General features: G+C 69.8%; 15 protein-coding genes. 5 read left to right on the forward strand and 10 right to left on the reverse strand.

Features of this window, described 5'->3' with window-relative positions:
- Positions 1 to 70: 70 nt before the first annotated feature.
- The 4 genes from UN84_RS02250 to ugpC all read left to right on the forward strand — a co-directional run bounded on the left by UN84_RS02250 (position 71) and on the right by ugpC (position 7,335).
- Positions 71 to 1,588 carry a carbohydrate porin gene (locus UN84_RS02250; protein ID WP_046079301.1) on the forward strand — a complete coding sequence of 506 codons (1,518 nt, stop codon included), beginning with the start codon at positions 71 to 73 and terminating at the stop codon, positions 1,586 to 1,588.
- Positions 1,589 to 1,694: 106 nt separating this feature from the next.
- Positions 1,695 to 4,403: an HTH-type transcriptional regulator MalT gene (gene malT / locus UN84_RS02255; RefSeq protein WP_046079300.1), complete on the forward strand. Its 2,709-nt coding sequence runs from the start codon at positions 1,695 to 1,697 to the stop codon at positions 4,401 to 4,403.
- 143 nt (positions 4,404 to 4,546) lie between these two features.
- Entirely contained in the window at positions 4,547 to 6,232 is a 1,686-nt protein-coding gene (locus UN84_RS02260; protein WP_046079299.1) for an alpha-amylase family glycosyl hydrolase, read from the forward strand.
- Complete coding sequence (gene ugpC, locus UN84_RS02265) at positions 6,220 to 7,335, forward strand: sn-glycerol-3-phosphate ABC transporter ATP-binding protein UgpC (protein WP_046079298.1); 1,116 nt, start codon at positions 6,220 to 6,222, stop codon at positions 7,333 to 7,335. Before UN84_RS02260 ends, ugpC begins: the two co-directional genes overlap by 13 nt.
- Before the next feature lie 190 nt (positions 7,336 to 7,525).
- Here ugpC and malG read toward each other — a convergent pair whose 3' ends face one another.
- From malG to UN84_RS02290, 5 genes are all read right to left on the reverse strand, one after another.
- A complete protein-coding gene (gene malG, locus UN84_RS02270) occupies positions 7,526 to 8,416 on the reverse strand; it encodes a maltose ABC transporter permease MalG (RefSeq protein WP_046079297.1) in 891 nt (296 codons plus the stop codon).
- Between the two features lie 14 nt (positions 8,417 to 8,430).
- On the reverse strand, positions 8,431 to 10,005 hold the full coding sequence (malF, locus tag UN84_RS02275; protein ID WP_046079296.1) for a maltose ABC transporter permease MalF: 1,575 nt from the start codon (positions 10,003 to 10,005) through the stop codon (positions 8,431 to 8,433).
- Positions 10,006 to 10,039: 34 nt separating this feature from the next.
- Positions 10,040 to 11,236, reverse strand: coding sequence for a maltose/maltodextrin ABC transporter substrate-binding protein MalE (malE, locus tag UN84_RS02280; RefSeq protein WP_046079295.1), 1,197 nt, complete (start codon positions 11,234 to 11,236; stop codon positions 10,040 to 10,042).
- Positions 11,237 to 11,573: 337 nt separating this feature from the next.
- Positions 11,574 to 12,506, reverse strand: a complete 933-nt coding sequence (locus UN84_RS02285) for a lysine exporter LysO family protein (protein WP_046079294.1) — start codon at positions 12,504 to 12,506, stop codon at positions 11,574 to 11,576.
- Positions 12,507 to 12,597: 91 nt separating this feature from the next.
- Positions 12,598 to 13,254, reverse strand: a complete 657-nt coding sequence (locus UN84_RS02290) for a hypothetical protein (RefSeq protein ID WP_046079293.1) — start codon at positions 13,252 to 13,254, stop codon at positions 12,598 to 12,600.
- Between the two features lie 186 nt (positions 13,255 to 13,440).
- Between UN84_RS02290 and UN84_RS02295 the strand changes: the two genes are divergently transcribed.
- Positions 13,441 to 13,998, forward strand: a complete 558-nt coding sequence (locus UN84_RS02295; RefSeq protein ID WP_046079292.1) for a DJ-1/PfpI family protein — start codon at positions 13,441 to 13,443, stop codon at positions 13,996 to 13,998.
- 25 nt (positions 13,999 to 14,023) lie between these two features.
- On the opposite strand, the gene UN84_RS02300 is transcribed toward UN84_RS02295, so the two are convergent.
- The 5 genes from UN84_RS02300 to ehuR all read right to left on the reverse strand — a co-directional run bounded on the left by UN84_RS02300 (position 14,024) and on the right by ehuR (position 20,181).
- Positions 14,024 to 15,379: a nicotinate phosphoribosyltransferase gene (locus UN84_RS02300; RefSeq protein WP_107182205.1), complete on the reverse strand. Its 1,356-nt coding sequence runs from the start codon at positions 15,377 to 15,379 to the stop codon at positions 14,024 to 14,026.
- Between the two features lie 11 nt (positions 15,380 to 15,390).
- A complete protein-coding gene (locus UN84_RS02305; protein ID WP_046079291.1) occupies positions 15,391 to 15,960 on the reverse strand; it encodes a nicotinamidase in 570 nt (189 codons plus the stop codon).
- A gap of 88 nt (positions 15,961 to 16,048) precedes the next feature.
- On the reverse strand, positions 16,049 to 16,984 hold the full coding sequence (locus UN84_RS02310; RefSeq protein ID WP_046079290.1) for a 2-hydroxyacid dehydrogenase: 936 nt from the start codon (positions 16,982 to 16,984) through the stop codon (positions 16,049 to 16,051).
- Between the two features lie 66 nt (positions 16,985 to 17,050).
- Positions 17,051 to 18,673, reverse strand: coding sequence for a methyl-accepting chemotaxis protein (locus UN84_RS02315; protein WP_052719358.1), 1,623 nt, complete (start codon positions 18,671 to 18,673; stop codon positions 17,051 to 17,053).
- 104 nt (positions 18,674 to 18,777) lie between these two features.
- Positions 18,778 to 20,181 carry a MocR-like ectoine utilization transcription factor EhuR gene (gene ehuR, locus UN84_RS02320; protein ID WP_052719357.1) on the reverse strand — a complete coding sequence of 468 codons (1,404 nt, stop codon included), beginning with the start codon at positions 20,179 to 20,181 and terminating at the stop codon, positions 18,778 to 18,780.
- Between the last annotated feature and the right edge of the window lie 102 nt (positions 20,182 to 20,283).

Here is a 20,283-nt window from a genome sequence, read left to right on the forward strand (position 1 = left end):
GCTGGGCAGGGCGTCGGTTCGCCGGACGCGATCGAGATCTCACGCGACAACAACAAAGGCATTGATCACGATGACAATTCCGACCCAACGCCCGCGCAAGTCACCGCTCGTCATGGCCGTTGCCGCCGCCGCCCTGAGTGCCAGCGGGCTGGCCAGTGCCCAGGCCTCGAGCGACCTCGAGGCTCGCCTGGCCGAGCTCGAGCAACGCATCGTCGCCGCCGAACAGCGTGCCGCGGCCGCCGAGCGACGCGCCGACGAGGCCGAGCAGGAGATGGCCGAGCAGCTGTCCGACGAGGATCTGGAGGCCCGACTGGCCGCCGTGGAGCGCCAGGCCAGCGGTGAGGAGGGCTTCTCCTTCAACGCCTACGCCCGCTCGGGGCTGCTGATCGGTGACGGTGGCAAGAGCGCCGAGGGTGGCCCCTATCTGACGCCGGCGGGCGGTCAGGGCGGCGCCGTGGGGCGCCTGGGCAACGAGCCGGATACCTACGCCGAGGCGATCCTCAACTACAAGATGCGCTTCGACAACGGTGCCAAGGCGCATTACCGCACCATGATCGCCGACGGGGTGCAGACCAGTAATGATTGGACGTCCGACGAGTCCAGTCTCAACGTGCGCCAGGTCTACGCCGAGTTCAGCGACCTGCCGAGCTTCACCGGTGCCTTCGAGAATGCCTCCATCTGGGCCGGCAAGCGCTTCGACCGCGACAACTTCGATATCCACTGGCTCGACAGCGACGTCATCTTCCTGGCCGGCACCGGTGGCGGCATCTATGACATGCAGCTGGCCGACAACTGGACGTCGAACCTGTCCCTCTACGGACGCAGCTTCACCGATTTCCCGGTCGACAGCATGAATCCGGCAGAGGACACCGGCAGCACCGATAACCTGATCCTGACCTCCAACAACTACGTCGGTAACTGGCAGTGGATGATCAGCGGCATGAGCGCCACCGACAACGAAGAGCGTCTGACCGAAGGCAATGTCGATGCCGCGGATGACGGCGTCCACACCATGGTCGCCTACCATGGCGATGATTTCTTCGGCCTCAGCGACGGCAGCTTCAAGGCCGCGGTGCTGCATGGCCAGGGCCTCGGCGCCGAGACCAAGAGCCTCGGTTCCAACGGCAACCTGAGCGAGGATGCCACCGCGACCCGCCTCGCGCTGTACGGCACCACCTATCTGGCGCCCCGCTGGCGCGTGGCGCCGGCCATCCTGGCCGAGACCAGCGAGGATCGTTACGTCGAGGGTGACCGGTATGACTGGGCGACCTTCAACGTGCGCCTGGCCAACGAGCTGACCGAGAACTTCGAGATGCAGTACGAGGGCAGCTATCAGTGGATGGACCTCTCCCCAGAGGGTTATGGGGGCAACAACTCGGCCGAGGGGAGCTATACCAAGTTCACCATTGCCCCGACCTTCAAGCCCCAGGTGGGCGGCTTCTGGCAGCGTCCGGAGATTCGCCTGTTCGCCTCCTGGAGCGACTGGGACGAGGAGCTCAACGACTACTCCGGGGATGATGCCCTCGGCAGCGACGGCTTCACCGGCGACGAGTGGACCTTCGGTGTGCAGAGCGAGGTCTGGTTCTGACTCGCGCCTGGTCGAGCGCTGTTTCGATGCTTGCCCGCGACCGAGGTCGCGGGCGTTTTGCATGAGGTCGATGCCACCTTCCCCTTGTCCATCGGGAGTCTGATTCATGCCACTGCTCGAGGAAAAACTCGCCCCTCCGAGGCCTCTCCCTACCCTGGTGGCCCGGCCGCGGCTCAACGATCGCTTCGCCCTCGACGAGCGTGTCCGCCTGCTGGTGGTGCAGGCACCGCCGGGCTATGGCAAGAGCACCCTGGTGGCCGAACGGCTGGCGGCACTGGATCAGCCGGCCGCCTGGCTGCGGCTGGATGATCGCGACGACGACCCGGAGCGCTTCGCCGATTACTTCGGTGCGGCGCTGGATCGCCTGTGCCGCGAGTGGCCGGGCGTCTCGCCGCTTGCCGCCGTGGAAGGAACCTTCGATGAGCGCATCGATGCCTGGCTGGCCAGCCTGCCCGCCGAGGCCGCCCCTTGCCGTCTGGTAATCGACGAGTTCGAGCATGTCCGCCACCCCGCCATCCACGATGGCCTGATGCACTGGCTGCGTCATCAGCCGCACTGGCTGACGCTGACCCTGGTATCACGCCATCGGCCGGCGCTCGGCCTGCCGCGCCTGCGCCTGCGCGGCGAGCTCGAGGAGATCGGTACACCGGCGCTCGCCTTCGACCTGGAAGAGGCCCAGACGCTGTGCGCCGAGCAGCTCAGCTTCCCGCCCACCCGGGTCAGCCTGGAGCGGGCCCTGCGCCTGACGGGCGGCTGGGTGATGGCCCTGGACTGGCTGATCCAGCGCACCACGACCCGCGCGGGCTTCGACAGCCTGCTGGAGCGGCTGGGCGGGAGCCATCCGGATTTCGTCGCCTGGTTCGACGACCTGCTGGAGGCCTGCCTCGACGAGCCCGATCGTCGCCTGCTGTGGCAGCTCGGCGTGCTGGAGCGCTTCTCGCCGACGCTGGTGGCGCACCTGCTCGAGGGGGAGGGGGTGTCCCAACGGCTCGAGGCCCTGGAAGGGGCGGGCCTGTTCCTGGAGCGGACCGATCCCCACGACCAGTGGTTTCGCTTCCAGCCCCTGTTCGCCGGCTACCTGCGCCATCGCCGTCACGCGCTGAGCCTCGAGTCCCAGCGCCAGCTGCATCGTCGTGCCAGCCAGGCCTGGCTGGCGCTGGGCGAGCCCGGCCTGGCGCTGGCCCAGGCCATCGAGGCCGATGATCCCGAGATGCTGACCATGCTGGTCGAGGGCCAGGGCCCACGGCTGCTGGCCCATGGCCACTTCGCGCTGCTGGCACGAGCCCTGGCGACGCTCGGCGAGACATGCCTGTGCGCCTCGCCACAGCTGACGCTGCTGCAGGGCTGGGTGTCCCACGCCCAGTACCAGTTCGAGCGCACCGCCCAGGCCATCGGCTGGATCGAGGCCCAGCTCGACGACCCCGCCTGGCAGGCGCTGGCCGCCGAGTTCGCTACCCTGCGCGCCCAGCTGGCGATCAACCGGGGCGATGCCGAACGGGCCGCGCCGCTGGCCGAGCAGGCCCTGACCCGGCCGGCCCGCTACCTGGCCGTCACGCCGGTGTCGGCCGCTGCCATTCTCTGCGAGGCACGGTTCGTCCAGGGGCGACTCGCCGAGTCGCTGACGCGGGTCCATGACGTGGAGCGGGAGGCGCAGCGCATCGGCGACGACCAGCTGATGCTGTGGGCGCTGTGCCACCATTCGGAGACCCTGGTCGCCCAGGGGCGGCTGCAGGCCGCCTACGACATCCAGGAACGGGCCTTCGCGCATATCGAGCACTGTGGCCTCGATCGGCTGCCGGTCGCCGAGTTTCTCTATCGCATCCGCAGCCAGCTGCTGTGGGAGTGGCACCGCCTGGACGAGGCCGAGCAGGCGGCCCTGGCAGGCATCGCCCTGCTCGACCGCCAGGGCGAGCGCTGGACCCTGCAGTGTCACGTGAGCCTGGCCAAGGTCGCCCTGGCGCGCGGCGACCAGGCGCAGTGTGCCGACCATGTTCGCCGCATCCGCAAGATTCTTGCCGACGGCGACTACCACATCGACTGGCGGGCCAACGCCCATGCCACCCTGCTGGCCTGGTGGCAGGCCAACGACGACCGTGATGCCGTGGCCCGCTGGCTGCAGGAGGCGCCGCCCGCCGAGCCCCACATCGCCAGCAACCACTTCGCCCAGGCCAACGTGCGCAATCACGCCCGGGCGCTGATGCTGCTCGGCCGGCCCGACGAGGCCCGAGCGCTGCTGGACACGCTGGAGACTCAGGCTGCGCGCTTCGGCCTGGTCACCGATGCCAACCGCAACCGGCTGTGTCTGGCGCTTCTGGAGTGGCAGTGCGGCCATGAATCGGCGGCGCTGGAGCACCTGGCCGAGGCCCTGGAGCTGGCCTCGCGCACGGCGCTCATCGGCAGCTTCCTGCGCCTGGGCCGACCGCTGTCCGAGATGCTCGGTCGTCTGCTCGAGACCCGGGCACTGGACGAGCTGGCCAGGCGACGCGCCGAGCGACTGCTCTCGCTGGCCGGCCGTCAGCGCGACTTCGGCCGCGCCGTGCGCCTGATGCTCGACGAGGCGGTGATCGCCGACATCGTTGCCCGCCCCGACGTGCCCGAGCTGATCCGCACCTCGCCGTTGACCCGTCGCGAGTGGCAGATCCTGGGGCTGATCCATGCGGGGCTCTCCAACGAGCAGATCGCCGAACAGCTGTCGGTGGCGCCCACCACCATCAAGACCCATATCCGCAGTCTCTACCAGAAGCAGGGCATCCGCCGCCGCGAGGAAGCCATCGCCCTGGCCGGCGACCTCCTCGCGCGCATCCAGGGGGAGTAGGGGACGCCTCCTCCCCCCGCCTACGCCTGTTGCCCTCCCCGCAGGAGGATTTCTCCCGCCGGTCCTGCCGCCACCATGGGCATGACGCTTTTCCTGCGGTGTCGGCCCGCCGATACCCCCGATTCACCACAAGGACCCGGCACATGACCACAGACACTTCCCAGTACCTCGGCCGACAGGGCGCCGACTGGTGGCGCGGCGCGGTGATCTACCAGATCTATCCGCGCAGCTTCCTGGATGCGAACGGCGACGGCATCGGCGACCTGCAGGGCGTGATCGAGCGGCTCGACTACATCGCCTCGCTGAACGTCGACGCCATCTGGCTGTCGCCGTTCTTCACCTCGCCGATGCTCGATTTCGGCTACGACGTCAGCGACTACCGCGACGTGGACCCGATGTTCGGCACTCTCGAGGACTTCGACCGCCTGGTGGAGGCCGCTCACGCCCGCGGCCTCAAGGTCACCATCGATCAGGTGCTTTCCCACACCTCCGATCAGCACCCCTGGTTCGCCGAGAGCCGCCAGAGCCGCGACAACCCCAGGGCCGACTGGTACGTCTGGGCCGATCCTCGGCCCGACGGCGCCCCGCCCACCAACTGGCAGGCGATCTTCGGCGGCTCCGCCTGGCAGTGGGACACCCGCCGCTGCCAGTACTACCTGCACAACTTCCTGGTCGAGCAGCCGGACCTCAACTTCCAGAACCCCGCGGTGGTCGAGGCCATTCTCGGCGAGGTGCGCTTCTGGCTGGAGCGGGGCGTCGACGGCTTCCGCCTGGACGCGGTCAACTTCTGCACCCATGGCGAGCTCAAGGACAACCCGCCCCGCGAGGAGATCGCCGAGGGCTTCATCGGCGTGCGCCCCGATAACCCCTATGGCTATCAGCAACATATCCACGACAAGACCCAGCCGGAGAACCTGATCTTCCTGGAGCGGCTGCGGGCGCTGCTCGACGAGTATCCCGGCACCACCAGCGTCGGCGAGGTCGGCGACGATGACTCGCTGGGCGTGATGGCCGAATATTCCCAGGGGGGCAAGCGTCTGCACATGGCTTACTCCTTCGACCTGCTCGGCGAGCGCCATGATCCGGAGTACCTGCGCGGGATCCTCACCGAGATGGAGGCGCGCATCGGCGATGGCTGGCCCTGCTGGGCGCTGGGCAACCACGACGTCACCCGCCTGGCCACCCGCTGGGGCGCCGAGGGCAACGACGCGGCGCTGCGCCTCTACCTGGCCTTCCTGCTCACTCAGCGCGGCAGCATCTGTCTCTACCAGGGCGAGGAACTGGGCCTGACCGAGGCCGAGCTGACCTTCGAGCAGCTGGTCGACCCCGCCGGCATCACCTTCTGGCCGGCCTACAAGGGGCGCGACGGCTGCCGCACCCCCATGCCCTGGCAGGCCGACGCCCGCCACGGCGGCTTCTCCACGGGAACCCCCTGGCTGCCGGTGCCCGATGCACACCTGGAGCTGGCGGTGGACCAGCAGGAGCCCCAGGAGGATTCGCTGCTCAACGCCAGTCGCGCCTTCCTGGCCTTCCGCCGTCGGCATCCGGCGCTGGTCAAGGGCGATATCGCCTACCATCCGGTGCGCGACGAGGTGCTGTGCCTCGAGCGACGCCATCCGGCGAGCGCCCCCGGCGAACGCCTGCTGGTGGCGCTGAACTTTGCCGATGAGCCTCGCGAACTGCCGGCCCCGCACGACGCCTGTGCCCTCGACGATGCCCCGGCCATGGTCAACGGCCAGTGGCAGAGCGGCACGCTCACCCTGCCGGCACATGGTATCGCCATCGCCCGCTGTACCACTGACTCGGAGGAAGCCTCATGGGACGTCTGACCCTGAGCGACATCGGCAAGGACTATGACGGCGTCGAGATCTCGCGCGACATCGACCTGACCATCGAGGACGGCGAGTTCGTGGTCTTCGTCGGGCCCTCGGGCTGCGGCAAGTCGACCCTGCTGCGCATGGTCGCCGGGCTCGAGGACATCAGCCGCGGCGAGATGTGCCTGGACGGCGAGCGGATCAACGAGATCCCGCCCCAGGAGCGCGATATCGGCATGGTCTTCCAGTCCTATGCGCTGTACCCGCACATGACGGTGGCCGAGAACATGGCCTTCGGCCTCAAGCTGGCGCGCACCGACAAGGCCGAGATCCGCCGCCGCGTCGAGCACGCCGCCGATATCCTGCAGCTTGCCCCGCTGCTCGAGCGCAAGCCGAAGGACCTCTCCGGCGGCCAGCGCCAACGGGTGGCGATCGGCCGCACCCTGGTCAAGGAGCCAGCGGTGTTCCTGTTCGACGAACCGCTGTCGAACCTGGATGCCTCGCTGCGGGTCGAGATGCGGGTGCGGATCGCCGAGCTGCACAGGCGCCTCGGCGCCACCATGATCTATGTCACCCATGACCAGGTCGAGGCGATGACGCTGGCCGACCGCATCGTGCTGCTGTCGAGCGGCCGCATCGCCCAGGTCGGCGCGCCGCTGTCGCTCTACCACTTCCCCAACTCCCTCGAGGTGGCCGAGTTCATCGGCTCGCCGCGTATCAATACCCTGCCGGTGACGGTGGTCGACCCGGGCCCGCAGCGCACCGGCGTGCGCCTGCCGTCCGGCGAGACGCTGGCCGTGGCGGTGGACGGCCGCGGCCTCCAGGCGGGCGACACCGCCACCCTGGGGGTGCGCGCCGAGGACTTCGTCGCCCCCGAGCAGGGCGAAGCGATGCTCGAGGCCAGGCTGATGGTGGCCGAGAAGCTCGGCTACGAGACCCTCGCCCACCTGCAGGTCGAGGGCGTCGAGGGCACCGTGACGCAGCGCCTCGACGGCCTGGCCCGGTTCGAGGAGCACCAGACCGTCGCCCTGGGCCTGTCCGGCGACCACTGCCACCTGTTCGGCCCCGACGGCCAGGCCTGTCCGCGCCAGGTGGAGATCCCCGGCATCGCCCACTGAACGACAGCCTGCCCGGACCACCCCGCCCCGGTGCGCCTTGCGCCCGGGGCGTTGTCTTTGCCATGGCCCATCATCGGGGGGCAGCGGTCGATACCTGCCCACGACCACATATAAAAAACCCCGGCGAAGGCCGGGGAAGCAGGGAGTCCCTGTCGGGACGAGGAAATCGGGGGGCAGAGGTGGGAGGAGCTCAGCCCTTCACGCCGCCGGCGGTGAGTCCGCCGGCGATCCAGCGCTGGCAGAGCAGGAAGGCCAGGGTGATGGGCAGCCCGGAGAGCACCGCCGCGGCGGCGAAGTCACCCCAGCGCTGGTTGTGATCGGCCAGATACTGCTGGGCGCCCACGGCGAGGGTCAGCTTGTCCTCGTCGAGCAGCAGCACCGAGGCCATGGGGTACTCCATGATCGACATGATGAAGGCGAGGATGAACACCACCATCAGGATCGGCACCGAGAGCGGCAGCAGGATGTGGTAGAAGGCCTGCCAGGTGCTGGCGCCGTCGACCATCGCCGCCTCCTCCAGGGAGCCGTCGATGGACTCGAAGTAGCCCTTGATGGTCCAGATGTGCAGCGCCACCGCGCCCAACGAGGCGAGGATCAGCGCGCCGTGGGTGTTGAGGCCCAGCCAGGGCACCAGCTGGCCGAGGCGGTCGAACAGCGCGTAGAGCGCCACCAGCGAGAGCACGGCCGGGAACATCTGGAAGATCAGCATGCCCTTGAGGATCGGCGCCTTGCCCTTGAAGCGCATGCGTGCGAAGGCGTAGGCGCTGGTGGTGGAGAGCGCGAGGATCATCAGCGACGACGCCACCGCCACCTTGATGGAATTCCACAGCCACAGCAGCACCGGGAAGGGCGGCTGGACCACGGTGCCGTCGGCCCGCTCCCAGGGGATGCCCAGGGCCAGCGCCCAGTGCTCCAGCGAGAAGCGTTCGGGGATCAGGCTGCCGGTGGCGAAGTTGCCCTCGCGGAAGGAGATCGAGATCACCAGCAGCAGCGGGAACACCACCAGGCTGACGAAGCCCAGCAGGGCGAGGTGGGCGCCCAGCTTGCGGGCACGAATCGAACGGGGTTGAACCATGGCCATGAGACGACTCCTCCTTAGACCTTGACCTTGGACAGGCGCAGATTGAGCCACGACAGCCCGATCACCAGAAGGAAGATCAGGGTGGCGATGGCGGCCGCCAGGCCGAATTGCTGGCCGGCATCCTGGAAGGCGATGCGGTAGGTGTAGCTGACCAGCAGGTCGGTGGTGCCCGCCGGAGTGCTGGCGCCAAGGATGTCCGGCTTGCCGCCGGTGAGCAGGGCGATCAGCACGAAGTTGTTGAAGTTGAAGGCGAAGGCGGCGATCAGCAGCGGCGTCAGCGGCTTGAGGATCAGCGGCAGGGTGATGCGCATCATGTTGGTCAGCGGCCCGCCGCCGTCCACCGCGGAGGCCTCGTAGAGATCGCGGGGGATCGACTGGATCAGGCCCATGCACAGCAGCAGCATGTAGGGATAGCCGAGCCAGGTGTTGACGATCAGCAGCATGGTGCGCGCCGTCGCCGGGTCGGTGAACCAGTCGGGGCTGATGCCGAAGAGGTTCTCGAGGATCAGGTTTATCTCGCCGTGGTTCTGGTTGAACATGCCCTTGAAGATCAGGATCGAGATGAAGGCCGGCACCGCGTAGGGCAGGATCAGCAGGGTGCGATAGATGGCCTTGCCCTTGAGCTGGTCCCACTGCAGCAGCGTGGCCAGCACGAAGCCCACCGCCAGGGTGAAGACCACCGTCAGCCCGGCGAAGACGAAGGTCCAGACGAAGATCTGCAGGAAGGGCCCGCGGATGTCCGGATCGGTGAAGATCCGGGTGTAGTTGTCCAGCCCCACCGCCACCGGCCAGCCGGGGGTGAGGCGCTCGCCGTCCTCGGTGACGAAGAAACCGGTCTCCTGATCGGGCGTCAGGAGGATGCCCTCGCGCAGGTCGGTCAGGCTGCCGTCGGGATTCGCCTCGAAGCGCGGCAGCATCGGCGCGAAGCGGCGCAGCCCCGCCATCTCGAGCTCGATACCCTCCGGCGTCACCAGGGTCAGGCGCTGCAGGCGATCACGCCGGGCGATGACCTCGCGGATGCCCAGTGCCTCGCCGGAGGGAGCCGCCGCGGTCGGCTCGACCGCCAGGGGCTGTCCTTCGACGGCCTGGTCCAGCGGCCTGGACACCAGTTGTCTCGCGCCTTCCGGGTCGGCGGCCCCCGGGGCCTCCAGATACAGGCGCGTGCGGTTTCCTTCACGCACCAGCTGGAAGTCGAAGGCCTGGCCCTCGGCCTGGTAGGTCCGGTCGAGGAACTGGGCGCGTACCCGCTCCTCGCCGAGCAGGTTGCTCGAACTGTAATTGCTGAAGCTGATGCCGATGGTATAGACCAGCGGGAAGATCACGAACACACCCATTCCGGCCAGTGCCGGGAAGATATAGCGGTGGCTCATCCATTCACGCCTGCCGAAGACGATCGCCAGCGAGGCCCCCAGCACCAGGAACAGCAGCGAGAACATCCATTGGCCGCGCAGGTGGAAGGCCACCACCAGCCACAGGGTGGCGAGTACCAGCAGGGCCGTCAGGGTGCGCAGCGCCCAACGGCCGTAGCGCTCGGCGGGATGGCGGGAACGATGGCGCGGCAAGCCGCGCGAAGCGTTGGTCACAAACATGGGATTACCTGCGGTCTGCCCCGGAAGGCGGGCGTTACTCGATGGCGGTACGGATACGCTCTGCGGCGGCATCCAGCGCCGCCTGCGGCGACTGGCGGCCGCTGCCGATGTTCTGCAGCGCCGGTTCCATGGCCGACCAGAAGGCCCCCATCTCGGGGATGTTGGGCATCGGCTCGCCGAGCTCGGCATTCGCCAGGGTGGCGGCGATGTGCGGGTTGGCTTCCAGCTCCTGCTGATAGGCCTTGTGGGCCACGGCGCCCAGCGAGCCGTCGCCGTTGAAGGTGCGCAGGCCTTGCTCCCCGAGCAGGTAGCCCTCGAGGAACTCGGTGGCCAGGAAGTCGTTGGGCGAGGCCGAGTTGATCATCGCCGCCATCACGCCGAACATCGGCTTGGCCCGCTCGTCGCCGACCCTGGGGAGAAGCGCCACACCGAAGTCGATACCGCTCTTCTCGAGGTTGCTCCAGGCCCAGGGGCCGCTGATCATCGTCGCCACTTCCCCCTGGTTGAAGCGGGTATCCATCACGCTGTAGTCCGTGCCCTCGGGCAGCACGCCGCTGTCGATCAGTGCGCGCAGGCGTTCGGCGCCTGCCACCGCACCGGCGTTGTTGACCCCGATATCGCTGACGTCATAGCCGCTGCCGGTATGCTGGAACGGATAGCCGCCATTGGCGGCCAGCAGCGGCCAGCTGAAGTAGGGCTCGCCGTAGTCGAAGAGAATCGCCTTCTTGCCGTCCTCGGCCAGTTCGGCATCGAGCCTGGCCAGCTCGTCGAAGCTCTCGGGCGCTGTCTCCACCAGGGCCTTGTTGTAGATCAGGCCCAGCGATTCCACCGAGATGGGGTAGCCGTAGGTCTCGCCGTTCCACTCGACGGCGTCCCAGGTGAAGTCGAAGTAGCGCTCACGGTAGGCCTCGGAGGGCGCGACGGCCTTGAGCAGCCCGCTCTGGGCCCACTCGCCCATGCGGTCGTGGGCGAAGATGACGATATCCGGCCCCTGGCCGCTGCCGGCGGCCTGCTGGAAGCGGTTGGTCATGTTGTCGGGGTGGACGATGTCGATGGCGATGCCGGTATCGGCGGTGAACCGCTCGGCCACCTCACGGATGCCCTCGGGGCCCTTGTTGTCGCCGATCCAGACGGTCAGGCCGTCGTCCTCGAAGGCCATGGCGGGCAGGGCGGCTCCGACGCCCAGGGTGGCGGCCAGCAGCAAGGAGGCGTGGTGCAGGCGTGGGGTCATGATGTCGACTCCCTTCTTGTTGTGGTGACGGTGTCGTGGCGTGGGTGAGTCCACGGCAAGGCTCGCCGATCCAGGGGGCAGCCGCCTCCTCCCCGAGGGGGGAGGAGGACGGCGTAAGCGCGGGGCGTAGGTCATGGCCCCGGGAATCCGGGAGGAGCAACAGGGGCGGTGGTGGGGAAGCCGGGGGCCGAGAGCGGACGCCCCACGAGTCCACGGCCACCGGCACACCGCCTTCAGGGCCGGGGTCGGAGCTCTCACCTCACAGGGTCAGCAGAAGCAGGCATCCGCGGCGGGAAATGGCGAGCACGGCGAGAGGCTGCCGCCATGGGGGCTGATGTCACAATGACAGCAGAAACAGGATCAGCGGCGGCGACAGCAGCGAGAGGATGAACCCCGAGACCACGGCTACCGGCACGCAGCTGACGCCGCCGTGCTGCTGGATCACCGGCAGGGTGAAGTCCATGGAGGTGGCGCCGCCGTAGCCGATCGCCAGCGCCGGGTGGCGGCCGATCACCAGCGGGATCAGCACGAAGGCCAGCAGCTCGCGGCCCAGGTCATTGAAGAAGGCCACGCCCCCGAGCAGCGGCCCGAGTTCGTCGCCGACCAGGATGCCGGACAGCGAGTACCAGCCGAAGCCGGCGGCCATGGCCAGGCCCTCGTTCCAGCGCAGCTCGAGCAGCGGCGCGGCGGCGAGCCCGCCGATCAGCGAGCTCGCCCCCAGGGTCACGGCGATGGCCAGCCCGTGGCGGTTGAGCAGGATCTGCCTGAGCGGCATGCCGGAGTTCCTGAGCTGACAGCCGATCAGCGCCAGCAGGGCGTAGAGCACCCACTCCGAGAGGCGCTCGGCCCAGGCGAAGGGCGCCTCGGCGCCGCCGGACAAGGCATGGATCAGAAGGCCCAGCACGATGCCGGCGGCCACAACGCCGACCAGCGCCAGCGAGCCGGCCATGGCGGCCAGCTTGCTGGTGGGCGCGCCGGCCACCGCCTGACTCGAGTCCACGGTCAGGCGCAGCCGGCGCGACAGCCAGCCCAGGGCGGCGAGGTTGCAGGCCGAGGTGACGGCGAGCAGCGCGAGCGCCTGGCCGCCCATGCGCGAGAGCTGGCCGCCGAGGTCGTCGAGCCCGGCCAGGCTCACGCCCATCAGCAGCAGGATGGCGTAGATCGAGGCGCTGACGCCGCGGTTGATCAGCGCCATGACGGCGTCGCGGCGTACCCGGACCAGATAGCCCAGGATCAGCGGCAGCAATACGATCAGCAGTCCGGTGAGCATGCGAGAGTTCCTTCTCTGTCTTCCCGTTCGGGCCGTCGGCGACGGCCAAAACCGCTCACTCTAGCAGCTTGCCGCCGCCGCGGCAGCGGCGTCAGTCGTCGCCGAGGCGGGTCAGGGACAGGCGGCTCTTGCGCTCGCCGTCGCGGTAGTAAGCCATGCCCAGCAGCAGGCCCGGGCGATCGGCGTCGAAGGTGATCTCCATGCGTCGGTCGTCCTCGTCGGGTTCGGCCAGCGCCACCCGCACCGCCGCGAAGCGCCCGGCCGGCAGCGTCACGGGATCGCGGTCCAGCACCCGGTAGTCGAGCCGTTCCTCGCGGCCGCGGTGGTCGCGATAGCGCAGCCGGCCCTGGCCGTCGGCGTCGTCGATGACGCGCCGGGCCAGCGCGACCAGGGCGCTCTGGCGGTCGGGCAGTGGGGCCAGATCGGCCTGGGCCAGCGAGTAGGAGCGGCGGATGCCCAGCAGCGAGTAGCCGGCGGCGTAGTGCAGCGAGCTGACACGCTCGTCGTCGAGCCGGAAGCGGCCCCATTCGTGGCCGCTGGCGCCGGGCAGGCTGGCGCGCATCTCGCTGTGCCAGTGGCCGGCCTCCTGCGACAGCTGATGTTCGATATCGACGTCCGGCCAGCCCGAGACCTCCAGATGGTAGCGGGCGTCGAAGGGCTGGGGTGCGGTGGCGGCCAGGCTTGGCAGGGCCGTGACGACCAGGGCCAGGCCCAGCAGCCAGGCGCGGCGCGGCAGGCGAAACGTCATCGGGAAGTCCTCGCGGGAAAAAGCATCGGGGTGATTCGATTGAGAGGGCGCGGCGGCCGCCGGGTTCCCCACCGACATTCCCGACGGCCGTCTCGATGACGGTCTCGCTGACATGGCCGAGTCATCGGCGAGCGGTTAGGCTGGCGGGGCAGGCCCCCATTTTCGTCTTTCACAGGAGGTGTTGTCATGGCCAGACTGCTGCTTATCGCCGGCGACTTCGTCGAGGACTACGAGATCATGGTGCCGTTCCAGGCCCTGCAGGCCATGGGCCATCAGGTGGACGCGGTATGTCCCGACAAGCGCGAGGGCGACAGCATCCGCACCGCCATCCACGACTTCGAGGGCGATCAGACCTACACCGAGAAGCCGGGACACAACTTCACCCTCAACGCCACCTTCGCCGAGGTCGCTGCAGACGACTACGACGCGCTGGTGATCCCCGGCGGCCGGGCGCCGGAGTACCTGCGCCTGGACGAGCGGGTGCTGGAGCTGGTGCGCCACTTCTTCGACACCGACAAGCCGGTGGCCGCCATCTGCCACGGCGCCCAGCTGCTGGCCGCCGCGGTGTCGCTGGCCGACTACCGGGTCTCGGCCTATCCCGCCTGCGCCCCGGAGGTGCACCTGGCCGGCGGCGACTACGCCGAGATCGGCATGGACGAGGCCATCGTCAGCGGCAAGCTGGTGACCGCTCCGGCCTGGCCGGCGCATCCGGCCTGGCTGGCGCGCTTCAACGAGCTGCTGTAAGGCGGCGCTGCGGTCAGAAAAGACGTCAGGGCGCCTCGCCGGCCCGCCCGGCGAGGCGCTCGGACAGCGTGACCGGATAGTCGCCTTCGCCCTCGAGTGTCTCTAGCCGGCGCAGTGCGGCCGGCAGGCGCTCGAGGTCCCGCGCGACCCGCTCCCGGGCGGCGTCGGCCGACGCCATGGCCTCCGGCACGGCTTCGCCCCGCACCACGCAGGGAATCAGCAGCGGCGTCGCGTTTTCCACGGTCTCCTCGCGCCCGGCGATCACGTCGCCGGCATAGTGGCCGTGCGCGTCTTGGCGGCGGAACACCTGCTTGCGCCCGGGCAGATTGATCTTGCCGGGGGAGTGCTTGATCGTCGGTTTCCCGGCGTATTCCACCAGCTTGTAGGACAGGTCGATGACCGGGGCGTCGGCGGCCACGCCCATCCGGGTGCCGACGCCGAAGGCGTCGATCGGCGCGCCGTCGGCCAGCAGCGCCTCGATGGCGTGCTCGTCGAGACCGCTGCTGGCGACGATCTTCACGTCCACATGGCCGGCCGCGTCCAGCAGTGCCCGGGCGCCGCGGGCCAGCTCGCCCAGGTCGCCGGAGTCCAGCCGGATGGCACCGATCTCGAGCCCGGCCTCCTCGCGCATCAGCGCGATCACCGTCTTCACGCCCTCGAGGGTGTCGTGGGTGTCCACCAGCAGGGTGGTGCCGGGGTAGTGGCGAGCGAAGGCGCGGAAGGCCTCGCGCTCGCTGTCGTGGGCCAGCACGTAGCTGTGGGCCATGGTGCCGTTCAGCGCCAGGCCGTGGCGCAGCCCGCCCAGCACGTTGCTGGTGCCGGAAAGCCCCGCCGCGCGATAGGCGCGCACCCCGCGTACCGCCGCGTCCACGCCGTGCATGCGGCGCAGGCCGAAGTCCACCACCGGCCGGCCCCGGGCGGCCATCACCATGCGCACCGCCTTGGAGGCCAGCACGGTCTCGAGCTGCACCAGATTCATGATCAGGCTTTCCAGCAGCTGGGCCTGGGCGATGGGGGCGTCGACCTCCAGCAGCGGCTCGTTGGCGAACACCGGCGTGCCCTCGGGCAGCGCCCAGATATCGCCCTCGAAGCGCCAGTCGGCCAGCCAGTCGAGGAAGGCCGGTTCCAGATGATCGACCTCGGCCAGCCGTCGGAGCGCGCGGTCGGTGAAGCGCAGCCGGCTGACCCGTTCGGCGGCATGTTGCTGGCCGCAGGCGAGCATGAAGCGTCGCTCCGGGGGCAGCCGGCGGAAGAACAGGCTGAAAGTGGCCGGCGCCGTCATGGCCTCCTTCCAGTAGGCCTGGGTCATGGTCAGCTGGTAGAGGTCGGTGAGCAGTGCCAGCTCGTCGTCGTCGACGCTCAGCGGGGCGATATGGTCCATGCGCGTGTCCCTCACGGCATGACCGTGGCGCCGGCTTCGGCGAAGGCGGCCCGGCAGTCGGCCACGGCGTCCGGGGCCACCGCCGCGCTCAGCGATTCGAGCAGCAGGGTCTCGAAGCCGTGCCGGCGGGCGTCGAGCACCGTGGCCCGCACGCAGACGTCCAGCGCCAGGCCGCAGACGACCACCCGGGTGACGCCGCGCTCGCGCAGGTAGCCGGCCAGGCCGGTGGCGTCGAAGGCCGAATAGGCGTCGGCGTCGAAGGCGGTGGCCTTGCTGACGCGAAGCGTATCGGCGTCGAGGTCGAGGTCGGGGTGGAAGGCCGCGCCCGGCGTGTCCTGGACGCAGTGCACCGGCCAGGGGCCGCCGCGGTGGGCGAAGCTGACGTGGTCGATGGGGTGCCAGTCCCGCGAGGCGACGATCAGCGCACCGCCGGCCCGGGCGGCGGCGATCTCGGCGTTGATGCCCGGCACCAGGGCGTTGCCGCCGGCCACGGCCAGGGCGCCGCCCTCGCAGAAGTCGTTCTGCATGTCCACCACCAGCAGTGCGTCCGCGGGGCCGTAGTCCAGCTGGGCATGAGGCATCGGCTTCTCCTTCGAGGTCGGTGACGTCTCCTCTTCAGCGTATGCCCTGAGCCGACGTTCGTGTAGGGGCTCGCGAACCTGGAGAACCCTAGTAGCCGGCGTCGGGGTCGATGGTCTCGACGTCCTCGCCGGCATCCATGGCGCGCAGCGCCTCGGCCACCTGGTCGAGCGCCTCGCCGAGCGGCGTGGGGCCGGCCATGTGCGGGGTGATCAGCACCCGCGGATGCGACCACAGCGGGCTCGATGCCGGCAGTGGCTCTTCGGGGAAGGCGTCGAGCTGCGCGCCGCGCAGCCGGCCTTCGGCCTCGCCGTCGCCCAGCGCCTCGAGCAGGGCCGCCTCGTCGATCAGGCTGCCGCGCCCCGGGTTGATCAGGCTGGCGCCCTCGGGCAGCGCGGCCAGGGCCTCGGCGTCGATGATGCCGCGGGTCGCCGGCGTATCGGGCAGCAGCAGCACCAGGCTCTTCACCTCGGGCAGCAGCTCGCGCAGGCCGTCGTCACCGTGATGGCAGCGCACGCCGGGCAGCGTCTTGGGCGAGCGGCTCCAGCCGTGCACCGGGAAGCCGTCGTCGGCCAGTGACTGCGCCACCCGGGCGCCGATGGCGCCGAGCCCCAGCACCCCCACCGGCCAGTCGGCCTTGTCGACCGGCGGGCACTCGCGCCACTCGGCGCGGGCCTGCTGGCGACGATAGCGGTCGAAGTCGCGCTGGAAGTGCAGCACGCCGTAGCGCGCGTAGTCGGCGATGGGACCGGCCATGCCGGCGTCGCGCAGCTTGACGATGGGCACGCCCCGGGGCAGGGCGGGGTTGCCCAGCAGCGCATCGACCCCGGCGCCGAGGTTGACGATGCCCTTGAGCGAGATGAGCTCGTCGAGCAGCCCGGCGGAGGGCTTCCAGGCCGCCAGATAGTCGGCGCGGCGGCGCTCGTCGGCGGGGGCGGCGCTGGTGAGGATCTCGGCGTCGGGCAGGCGCTCGGCCAGGGCATCGCGCCAGGCCTCGGCGGCATCGGTGTGGACCAGGACTCGCATCGGTTCTCCGGGCGGCGAAGGGTTCGCGTCCATCTTCGCGATTTCGCCGCCGCGGGGAAAGCCCGTTCAGGCAAGCGCCGGTGTGTGGGCGCGGCGGGAGGTCGGGGCGGCGAGGGGAGCCGGTGCCTCCTCGAACGATTCGGCGAGGCGGAAGCGGGCGACCAGGGCATTGAGTTCGCCCGAGTCCTGCTCGAGCGACGCCGCCGATGCGGTGGTGGCCTGGGCCAGGCTGGCGTTGCGCTGGGTCGCCGAGTCGAGCTCGGCCACGGCGGTGCCGATCTGCGTCAGGCCGTCGGACTGCTCGCGGGTGGCCGCGCCGATGCTCAGCACCTCCTCGCCGAGGCGCTCGATGCTCTGCTTGGTGTCGGTCATGCTGGCGCCGCTCTGCTCGGTCTGGCGGGCGCACTCGTCGAGCTGACGACGGGTGCCCTCCAGCAGCTGGCGGATCTCGCCGGCGGCTTCGGCGCTGCGGCCGGCCAGGGCGCGCACCTCGGTGGCCACCACGGCGAAGCCGCGGCCGCGCTCGCCGGCCCGGGCCGCCTCCACGGAGGCGTTGAGGGCCAGGATATTGGTCTGGAAGGCGATGGCGTCGATGGTCTCGATGATGCCGTCCATGCGGGCGGCATCGGCGACCACGTCCCGGATCAGCGCCACGCTGCTGGCCACGCTCTCGTGGCTGACGCGGGCCTGGACGGTGGCGTCCTCCGCCAGTCGGTCGGCCTGGCGGCTGCTCTCCGCGGTCTGCGTCACCGAGCCGGTGATCTCTTCCATGCTGGCGGCGCTCTGCTGCAGGGCGCTGGCCTGCTGTTCGGTATAGGCGGCCAGCTCGTGGCCGTCCCGGGCGATCGAGGTGGCGCCCCGATGCACGGTGTCGCTGGTGCGGCGGATCGAGGCGACCAGGCCCGAGAGCGAGTCGCTCATGCGTCGCAGGGCGCCGAGCAGGCGGGCGGTCTCGTCGCTGCCTCGCGCCTCGATGACCTGGCGCAGGTCGCCCTCGGCGACCCGTTCGGTGACGGCCAGCGCCTGGTGCAGCGGACGCACGATGCTGCGGGTGATGATCAGCGACAGCAGCACGGCCGCGGCGACGGCCAGCCCGGCGAAGATCAGCAGGCCGGTGACGGCGCCCCGATGACGCGCGGTGATGCCGGCCTCGGCGCGGGCCATGCGCTGCGTGGCGCGTTCGCCGATGGCATCGGCGGCGTCCTGCAGCCGATAGACCGCCGCCTTGTAGTCCGAGAAGGCGCGGTTGGCCTCGGCGGTGGTGGTGAAGTCGCCGTCGCGCAGGTGGGCATGGGTGGCGTCGAAGCCGGCGGCGTAGCCATCCAGGGCCGTGTCGGCCTCCCGGTAGAGGTCGCCGAGATCGGGCGTGGGCGCCAGCTCGGCGCCACGGGTCAGGACGTCATCGAGGTCGGCGTGTGCGCCCAGCCACTTGTCACGATAGGAGGCGACCCGGTCAGCCTCGCGCAGGTTGATGAAGGTGTCCTTCTCGTAGCGGCGCAGCTCCAGCGACAGCTGCTGCACGCGGGCCGCGTTGAGGGCGGTGGCGGCATCGACGTTCAGGGTGTCGACGGCGGTGTCGCGGACTTGGGACAGGCCGCGCAGGCCGACGGCGCCCGCGGTCAGCAGCAGCAGGACGATCAGGGAAAAGGCGATGGCGAGGCGGGCGCCGATGGAGAAGCGTTGCAGCATGGGGAGCGACCTTGGCGTGGACAGGAAGGGACGCCTCCCTATCGGCATGGAAGATCGCTTCTTTAGATCACGAAGTTCTAAAAATCATTGGGGGCACGAGACGGTCAGTAGATGATCTGCATCGGCGGCGGGGCCTCGTCGAGCAGTCCGGCCAGACGCGACAGGGCGCCTTTCAGGCGTTCGAGATCCGGTTCGGCGCCGAGGCTCAGGCGGATGCGCCGCGGCGCCGGGGCCTGCTCGACCATGAACGGCGTGGCGGTGGTGACGGCCATGCTTTCCTGCTCGGCCTGCTGCTGGAGCTCCTCGGCGCGCCAGGCGCTGGGCAGCGACAGCCAGAGATGCAGGCTCGTGGGTCGGGCGCTGAATTCGTGGCCGGCAAGCAAGCGGCCGGCCAGGCGCTGGCGCTCGGCCAAGAGCTCGCGCTGCTCGATGGCCAGTCGGGCCAGGGTGCCGTCGGCGAGCCAGGCGTCGGCCAGCTCGAAGATCAGCGGGGTGGCCATCCAGGTGGTGGCGCGCATCCGCGGCAGGGCATGGTGCAGCTGGCCGCGGGGCACGCTGAGGTAGCCGGCGCGCAGCCCCGGCAGGGCGACCTTGGTCAGACTGGTGACGTGGAAGCACAGGTTTGGCAGCCGGGCGGCCAGCGGCGAGAGCCCCGGCGGCTCGAGCAGCGCATGGACGTCGTCCTCGATCAGCCACACGCCGTGGTGGTCGAGCACCCGGGCCACGGCGTCGCGCCGGGCCTCGTCCATGGTGGCCCCGGTGGGGTTGAGCTGGGTCGGTGTCAGGCACACGGCGCGCGGCCGCAGGCGCCGGCAGGCCAGGTCGAGGGCCTCGGGAATCACCCCGCGTTCGTCGATGGCCACGCCGCGCAGCTGGAAGCCCAGGGTGCGCGACAGGGCGATCAGGCCGTGATCGGTGAGCGCCTCGGTGAGCACCAGGTCGCCGTGCTGGACCACGGTGGAGATGGCCAGCATCAGGCCGTGGGCGGCGCCGTTGCACAGCACCCGGTCCTCGGGACCGCCCGGCACGCCGAGGCTGGCGGCCAGCCAGTCGCTGGCGCGCTCGCGCTGGTGCAGCAGCCCGGCGATGGGACGGTTGGCGGCGATCACCTCGGGGCGAACGTGCTCGGCCAGCGAGGCCAGGGTCTCGCGGAAGCGGCGGTGATGGGCCGCCGTGCACACCGGATGGGCGATGGACAGGTCGACCAGCGCACTCTCCCGGCGCGGTTCCTGGCCGCGCAGGTAGGCCGATTCCCGGGCGTCGTCCAGGGTGTTGATCCAGGTGCCGCTGCCGATCCTCGACTGCACCAAGCCCATCTTCTCGGCCTGGGCGTAGGCGCGCGAGACGGTCTGCACGCTGACGCCGAGGGTTTCGGCCAGTCGACGGTGCGGCGGCAGCCGGGTGCCGGGGGCAAGCTCACCCTGGCGGATGGCCTCGGAGAGGGCTCGGGCGATGGCCAGGTACTTGGGGCCGGCGTCCTGCAGGAAGGGCGTCAGATCGAGTGTCATGATGCAATAAAGCCTTTGACCGTCGGCCAAGCGGGGGTGCTAGTATCGGCTGAAAGACATTGACTGACATTGTCATGCATTGTGCTGTCGTCAATCATGACA

The organism is Halomonas sp. HG01 (genome assembly GCF_000968715.2).
GTDB lineage: Bacteria > Pseudomonadota > Gammaproteobacteria > Pseudomonadales > Halomonadaceae > Halomonas > Halomonas halophila.